This window comes from Pseudomonas sp. p99-361 (genome assembly GCF_003935475.1).
Classification (GTDB): Bacteria; Pseudomonadota; Gammaproteobacteria; order Pseudomonadales; family Pseudomonadaceae; genus Aquipseudomonas; species Aquipseudomonas juntendi.
This window is the reverse complement of the sequence record NZ_RHQO01000123.1, coordinates 1-6,005: the sequence shown is the minus strand read 5'-3', so window position 1 is coordinate 6,005 and position 6,005 is coordinate 1. Positions and strand designations below refer to the sequence as shown.

The following is a 6,005-nucleotide window of genomic DNA, read 5'->3' as shown; positions in this document are numbered from 1 at the left end:
TCAAGCCCGCCGACATGCGCGGGCGAGGATCCTGCATGCTCGAAAACATCGAGGTGGTGCGCATCAAGCGCTTCGCCACAAACACGGCTGGCCGCGATTTCGCGGTCGGCGACATCCATGGGCACTTCACCCGGCTGCAGTCTGCCCTGGACGCGGCCGGATTCGATCCGGCGGTTGACAGGCTGTTCAGCGTCGGCGATCTGGTCGACCGCGGGCCAGAGTGCTGCGACGTGCTCGAATGGCTGGCCAAGCCCTGGTTCCACCCGGTGCGCGGCAACCACGACGACTACGTCTGCCGATTCGACACCTGCGACGTAGACAACTGGGTCTACAACGGCGGCGCCTGGTTCGCCGGCCTAGCCTGGGACGAACAGCGCGAGTTCGCCGCCCAGTTCCGCGAGCTGCCGATCGCAATTGAGGTAGAGACCGCCGAGGGCCTGGTCGGCATCGTGCATGCCGACTGCCCTTTCCCGTCCTGGGACGAGTTGCGCGCCAGGCTTGAGGCGCCCGAGAGCGCAAAACAGCTCAAGCTGACCCAGAACACCTGCATGTGGTCGCGCAGCCGAGTTCAGGATGGCGACAAAGAGGGTGTCGACGGCCTTCGCGCACTGGTGTGTGGTCATACCCCACTACGCCAGCCGGCCGTCCTCGGCAATGTCTACCACATCGATACCGCCGGCTGGATGGATGGTCACTTCACCCTGCTGGAGCTTGGCTCTCTCCAGTGCACACCACCAATCAAGCCAGGCGTCAGCCACGACTGGGACTGACCAAGGAGGCATCCATGAACCTGATCGACTGCTACGTCACGAAGATCCTCGGAGAGCCGTACCGCAAGTTCGGCGCCTGGTGGGTCGATGCCGAATACAACAGCTGGGGCAGCGTCAGCACCACCCGGCTCATGTTCCGCACCGAGGAAGCCGCCAGGGCGGCGAAGGTCGGGCACCACTTTCTCGCCTGACCCTCTATATAAAGGAGACACCTATGCGACACGCAGAAAACATTGACCGCTTCCTGCGCCTCGACGAGGTGCTGCACGTGACCGGGATCGGGCGGAATACCGTCTATCGCAGAATCCGTGAGGGCACATTCCCAAAACAGGTTAAGATAGGCCCCAATTCGGTTGCCTGGCGCCAGTCGGACATCACTCAGTGGATGACCTCTTTCGAGCCCAGCGACGACCAATCAGTACATTGAGCAGTACACTGAAACACCAGATTCCGCTCAAGCCCATACCCCATCAGCTTTACAGGTCCACCAGTGGAAATCTTCAAGGAATTTACATTCGAATCGGCCCACCGGCTGCCCCACGTGCCTGCCGGGCACAAATGCGGCCGCCTGCACGGCCACTCGTTCAAGGTCGGCCTGCACCTGACCGGCCCGCTGGACCCGCACACCGGCTGGATCCGTGACTTCGCCGAGGTGAAGGCCATTTTCAAGCCGATCTACGAGCAGCTCGACCACAATTACCTGAACGACATTCCCGGCCTGGAAAACCCCACCAGCGAGGTAATCGCCAAGTGGATCTGGGATCAGGTCAAGCCGCTGCTGCCGGAGCTGTCCAAAGTCCGCATCCACGAGACCTGCACCAGCGGGTGCGAATACTACGGCGACTGAAACACCGCCAAGGTCAGGCGGCCCCTATGCTCAGCACCTGCAGGTGCAGGTAGCCTGCTTCACCTTGCACCTCGCTGAGGAAGGGAAAGCCATCCTCGACCAGCCGCCTGACCGTCTTGCCATGCAGGCTGACCAGGCTCACGTCGCTGACCGCATCGCCTTCGGCAAGCTGCTCTGGCGCTAGGCCATCGAGGCGCCAGAGCATGGTACCGGCGGCCAGGGCGTCATGGCCAACGGCCTCCGCGGCCGAGTACAGGGCCAGATAGCCGTTGCGGCTGACATCCAGGCGGTGACCGCGCCGTTGCCAGTGCGGATGGCTGTCTTCGTCCCCCACGGCGCGGATCTCGAAGTCGTACTCACCATCGGTCTCGTAGCAGCCGAACCAGAACAGCGTGCGAAATTTGCGCCGTGAGATCACATACGCCGGTGCCACCGTGTCGGTGTAATGGTCTTCGCCGGCGTGCAGCCAGCCACCACTGGTAAAGGGCGAATCGCCATTACCTGTGTCACCGATGGGCACGCCTTGAACCTGCCCTTGCGTACTCAGGCGTGCCTGCCAGTACAGCCTGGCAATGAAGCTTTTCTGAGGTTGGAATTGGTAGTGGGACATGCCGTCGAGCCCTCTTCACTGGCGGAAAAGGAAGACAGTAGTGAGTGCTGTTGCCCGCTTGCAGCCGGAACCCGCTCCCAGGCCATGCAAACAAGGCGTGAACGCGGCGAAGGCGCTGATACCAGCGCTTAGCCCAGCGAGCTGTCGAGAAACGCAGGAGCGATGTAACGCTGGTAGTGCGCTTCGGACAAAAGGAAGAATTCGCGGTCGATGGCATCGCGCAACTGCGGCAGTTCCCAATCGCGGAATTCCGGCAGCAGTACCATGCCGTAGGCTTCCAGATCACGGATCATCCGCGCACCGCGGGCGATCAGCTGGTACGCCCAGCAATATTCCGACTGCTGGTCGACGAAGCGGATGGAGCGCTGCTCCAGTTGCTGGCGCAACAGGCTTTTGTCGAACACCTCGAGCTTGGCCATCATGACCTGCACCAGCAACTGCTCAAGGCGCAGCCACACGGCGCGCTTTTGCGCGTCATCGTAGCCGTTCCAGTGGATCACTTCGTGGTGGAAGCGCTTGCAGCCGCGGCAAACCGTGTCCCCATACACCGTGGAGCACAGGCCGACGCAAGGGGTCTTGATGGAGTTGTTGGACATGAAAAACAACAGCATGGCGGTGGAACACGCGCCCATGTTAGCCCTTTGTCTAACCAGGGTCACTCGCTAAAGTGATGTTCTGCGCCTTACCTTCGGGCTTTTTTTGCCGTAGAATCATCCGGCCTTTTCACAGGCAACAATGTCCGTAGGAAGCTGTTTTCAAAGCGTCACGAGCACAGTTGATCCGGTAGAACGGCGTTGGCCCGGGCCATGCATCCCTCGCATGCCCGCGCCAGCCCTCATCAGCACCCCGTTCTGCAGGCGTAAAACTTTGAAAGCAGCTTCCGTAAGGATTCTTTGCGACCCTGGCCGGGCGGCTCAAAAAGCCGTGGTGGCGCATGGGTGCATTGAATGCTGGATGAGCGTCCCGGACCCCCTTTAGGGACCACTGATGAGGGAAATAACTGTGCTTGAAGCCTACCGCAAACACATCGAAGAGCGCGCCGCCCTGGGCATCGTGCCCCAGCCGCTGAACGCCGAACAAACCGCAGGCCTGGTCGAGCTGCTGAAAAACCCGCCGGCCGGCGAAGAAGCCTTCCTCGTAGAACTGATCACCCACCGTGTACCGCCAGGGGTCGACGAAGCTGCCTATGTCAAGGCTGCTTTCCTCTCTGCCGTCGCCAAGGGCGAAACCCAATCGCCACTGATCGACCGCAAGCACGCCACCGAACTGCTGGGCACCATGCAGGGCGGCTACAACATCGAAACGCTGGTCGCGCTGCTGGATGACGCCGAACTGGGCGCCGTCGCGGCCGAACAGCTCAAGCACACCTTGCTGATGTTCGATGCCTTCCACGATGTGGCCGAAAAAGCCAAGGCTGGCAACGCCAATGCCAAGGCCGTGCTGGAATCCTGGGCTGCCGGCGAGTGGTTCACCTCGCGCCCGGCCATCGCCGACAAGTACACCCTGAGCGTGTTCAAGGTGCCTGGCGAGACCAACACCGACGACCTGTCCCCTGCACCCGATGCCTGGTCGCGCCCTGACATCCCGCTGCACGCCCTGGCCATGCTGAAAATGGCCCGTGACGGCATCGAGCCGCAGCAGCCGGGCTCGGTAGGCCCACTGGCCCAGATCGAAGCGGTCAAGGCCCAAGGCTACCCGGTTGCCTATGTCGGTGACGTGGTCGGTACCGGTTCCTCGCGTAAATCCGCCACCAACTCGGTGCTGTGGTTCTTCGGCGACGACATCCCGTACGTGCCGAACAAGCGCGCCGGTGGTTTCTGCTTCGGCACCAAGATCGCCCCGATCTTCTACAACACCATGGAAGACGCCGGCGCCCTGCCGATCGAGTTCGACTGCACCAACCTGGCCATGGGCGACGTCATCGACGTCTACCCGTTCAAAGGTGAAGTGCGCCGCCATGGCAGCGACGAGCTGGTCACCACCTTCGCCCTGAAAACCGAAGTGCTGCTGGATGAAGTGCGCGCTGGCGGCCGTATCCCGCTGATCGTCGGCCGTGGCCTGACCGAAAAAGCCCGGGCCGAACTGGGCCAAGGCCCATCCGAGCTGTTCAAGAAACCGGAGCAGCCAGCCGACAGCGGCAAGGGCTTCACCCTGGCGCAGAAAATGGTCGGCCGTGCGTGTGGCCTGCCTGAAGGCCAGGGCGTGCGCCCAGGTGCCTACTGCGAACCGAAGATGACCACCGTCGGCTCCCAGGACACCACCGGCCCGATGACCCGTGACGAGCTGAAAGACCTGGCTTGCCTGGGCTTCTCCGCTGACCTGGTGATGCAGTCGTTCTGCCACACCGCGGCTTATCCGAAGCCGATCGACGTCACCACCCACCACACCCTGCCAGACTTCATCCGCACCCGTGGCGGCGTGTCGCTGCGCCCAGGCGACGGCATCATCCACAGCTGGCTGAACCGCATGCTGATGCCCGACACCGTAGGTACTGGCGGCGACTCGCACACCCGCTTCCCTATCGGCATCTCGTTCCCGGCCGGTTCCGGCCTGGTCGCGTTCGCCGCGGCCACCGGCGTCATGCCGCTGGACATGCCAGAGTCGATCCTGGTGCGCTTCAAGGGCAAACTGCAGCCTGGTATCACCCTGCGTGACCTGGTCCATGCCATCCCTTACTACGCCATCAAGCAAGGCCTGCTGACCGTCGAGAAAAAAGGCAAGAAAAACGCCTTCTCCGGCCGCATCCTGGAAATTGAAGGCCTGGACGAACTGACTGTCGAACAAGCCTTCGAGCTGTCCGACGCTTCGGCCGAGCGCTCGGCTGCCGGCTGCACCATCAAGCTGCCAGAAAAGGCCATCGCCGAGTACCTGAAGTCCAACATCACCCTGCTGCGCTGGATGATCGGCGAAGGTTACGGCGACGCCCGTACCCTCGAGCGCCGCGCCCAGGCCATGGAAGCCTGGCTGGCCAAGCCTGAGCTGCTGTCGGCCGACGCCGATGCCGAGTACGCCGAAATCATCGAAATCGACCTGGCCGACGTCAAAGAGCCTGTGCTCTGCGCGCCGAACGACCCAGACGACGCGCGCCTGCTGTCCTCGGTTCAGGGCGAGAAAATCGACGAAGTGTTCATCGGTTCGTGCATGACCAACATCGGCCACTTCCGCGCTGCCGGCAAGCTGCTGGAGAAGGTCAAGGGCGGGATTCCGACCCGTCTGTGGCTGGCCCCGCCAACCAAGATGGACGCACACCAGCTGACCGAAGAAGGCTACTACGGCATCTACGGCAAGGCCGGTGCACGCATGGAAATGCCAGGCTGCTCGCTGTGCATGGGTAACCAGGCACGCGTGCAGACCGGTTCGACCGTGGTCTCCACCTCGACCCGTAACTTCCCGAACCGCCTGGGCGACGCCACCAACGTGTACCTGGCGTCGGCCGAGCTGGCTGCCGTGGCTTCGATCATCGGCAAGCTGCCGACCGTGGAAGAGTACATGCAGTACGCCAAAGACATCGACAGCATGGCTGCCGACGTCTACCGCTACCTGAGCTTCGACCAGATCGCCGAGTTCCGCGAAGCGGCTGCCAACGCCAAGATCCCGGTGGTACAGGCGTAAGCTGAGCGGCAAGTTGTAAGCTGCAAGCTACAAGAAGAAGCCCTGGCAGAAATGCCGGGGCTTTTTTGTTCCTCACCGGCCCTATCGCTGGCAAGCCAGCTCCCACAGGGATCGCCTTAGGGCTGACAGGTGTTTGCCACAAGGTATGGCAGCGCCTGTTAGAGCG

General features: G+C 62.2%; 7 protein-coding genes. 5 read left to right on the top strand and 2 right to left on the bottom strand.

Annotated elements, in window-relative coordinates; genetic code table 11:
• Window positions 1-35: 35 nt before the first annotated feature.
• From EGJ22_RS25505 to queD, 4 genes are all read left to right on the top strand, one after another.
• Window positions 36-770 (top strand): metallophosphoesterase, encoded by a 735-nt coding sequence (locus EGJ22_RS25505; protein WP_029888009.1) that lies wholly within the window; start codon window positions 36-38, stop codon window positions 768-770.
• Window positions 771-784: 14 nt separating this feature from the next.
• Window positions 785-961: a hypothetical protein gene (locus EGJ22_RS26235; protein WP_177432075.1), complete on the top strand. Its 177-nt coding sequence runs from the start codon at window positions 785-787 to the stop codon at window positions 959-961.
• Window positions 962-984: 23 nt separating this feature from the next.
• Window positions 985-1,197 carry an AlpA family transcriptional regulator gene (locus EGJ22_RS25500; RefSeq protein ID WP_029888005.1) on the top strand — a complete coding sequence of 71 codons (213 nt, stop codon included), beginning with the start codon at window positions 985-987 and terminating at the stop codon, window positions 1,195-1,197.
• 63 nt (window positions 1,198-1,260) lie between these two features.
• Window positions 1,261-1,617, top strand: coding sequence for a 6-carboxytetrahydropterin synthase QueD (gene queD, locus EGJ22_RS25495; protein WP_009685940.1), 357 nt, complete (start codon window positions 1,261-1,263; stop codon window positions 1,615-1,617).
• A gap of 13 nt (window positions 1,618-1,630) precedes the next feature.
• Here queD and EGJ22_RS25490 read toward each other — a convergent pair whose 3' ends face one another.
• Both EGJ22_RS25490 and EGJ22_RS25485 read right to left on the bottom strand, forming a co-directional pair.
• Window positions 1,631-2,227, bottom strand: coding sequence for a hypothetical protein (locus tag EGJ22_RS25490; protein ID WP_029888006.1), 597 nt, complete (start codon window positions 2,225-2,227; stop codon window positions 1,631-1,633).
• Between the two features lie 128 nt (window positions 2,228-2,355).
• Entirely contained in the window at window positions 2,356-2,823 is a 468-nt protein-coding gene (locus EGJ22_RS25485; RefSeq protein ID WP_009685942.1) for a DUF1289 domain-containing protein, read from the bottom strand.
• 406 nt (window positions 2,824-3,229) lie between these two features.
• Here EGJ22_RS25485 and acnB point away from each other — a divergent pair, with 406 nt between their 5' ends.
• A complete protein-coding gene (gene acnB / locus EGJ22_RS25480) occupies window positions 3,230-5,839 on the top strand; it encodes a bifunctional aconitate hydratase 2/2-methylisocitrate dehydratase (protein WP_029888008.1) in 2,610 nt (869 codons plus the stop codon).
• Window positions 5,840-6,005 lie beyond the last annotated feature (166 nt).

Coding starts and splice junctions, on each gene's coding strand:
- EGJ22_RS25505 (WP_029888009.1), top strand. CDS start 36: ATGCTCGAAAACATCGAGGTGGTGCGCATCAAGCGCTTCGCCACAAAC.
- EGJ22_RS25490 (WP_029888006.1), bottom strand. CDS start 2,227: ATGTCCCACTACCAATTCCAACCTCAGAAAAGCTTCATTGCCAGGCTG.
- EGJ22_RS25485 (WP_009685942.1), bottom strand. CDS start 2,823: ATGTCCAACAACTCCATCAAGACCCCTTGCGTCGGCCTGTGCTCCACG.
- EGJ22_RS25500 (WP_029888005.1), top strand. CDS start 985: ATGCGACACGCAGAAAACATTGACCGCTTCCTGCGCCTCGACGAGGTG.
- EGJ22_RS26235 (WP_177432075.1), top strand. CDS start 785: ATGAACCTGATCGACTGCTACGTCACGAAGATCCTCGGAGAGCCGTAC.